The following is an 848-nucleotide window of genomic DNA, read 5'->3' on the forward strand; positions in this document are numbered from 1 at the left end:
GTCGTTGCAAAAAGATTACCAAGACTTCACCGAAGACATGGGAAAACACACTATCTCTTTCAAGCGGCTTCGGCAGTACCAGCAAGTCGTTGAGGCGAACGCAGCGTCGGGGTTGTCCCCTGAGCAGGCAAGTGGCCGGGAACCGGCCGGTCTGGACGGCCGTTCGGATCCACGTGCCGAGTTCAGATCAACTTCGCCGCTGCAGCAGGTTGATCCATCGATCGAAGGCCGCAGCGGATTGTCGCTCGACCATATCGAATGGCTGGGCGACCAGCATATCCAGACGGATTATGAGCTGCTAATGCAGGACTTGCAGCGAAACGATCCGGATCTCGCCGCCAGGACGCGGCTTATCGATCCCCTGATAGCCCATTATCATCTGCGCCTGGGCGATGAGAGCACCGCGCTGAGCGCTTTCCAGCGCATCGTTAATGATCAGAATGGAAGAGATACAGCCGACTTCCTGTTCCTTCCAGTGAGCGATGCCAGTGCTTCGGATCCTGATCACCGCGGCACCCATTGGTCGCTGCTACTCGTTGACCGTCGCAACCGCGAGGGGCCGGCTGCCTATCACTATGACTCCTTCCGGGGCCAGAACAACGAGTTTGCAGCAATGCTCGCACAAAGGTTGGGTACCCGTCTGGAGCCCGTCCGCATGACCCAACAGCGCAACGACTATGATTGCGGAGTCTTCGTGGTTGACGGCACGCGGGCGCTCGTTAGACGACTGGCACGAAGAGGCCGGCCAGCCGTGCTGCACCTCGACAACCTCGTCGCCGATCGGGAGCAACTCCAACGACGTCTGAGCCCCGCGCCCAACAGTGCTCGAGCGGGGGCTGCGGCGGCTG

At 60.1% G+C, this 848-nt stretch carries 1 protein-coding gene; it reads left to right on the forward strand.

Annotated elements, in window-relative coordinates:
- On the forward strand, window positions 1–848 hold an 848-nt coding region (locus ATY29_RS02495; RefSeq protein WP_244597331.1), incomplete at both ends, for a Ulp1 family isopeptidase.

The sequence above is a fragment of the Rhizobium hidalgonense genome (genome assembly GCF_002914525.1).
Classification (GTDB): Bacteria; Pseudomonadota; Alphaproteobacteria; order Rhizobiales; family Rhizobiaceae; genus Rhizobium; species Rhizobium hidalgonense.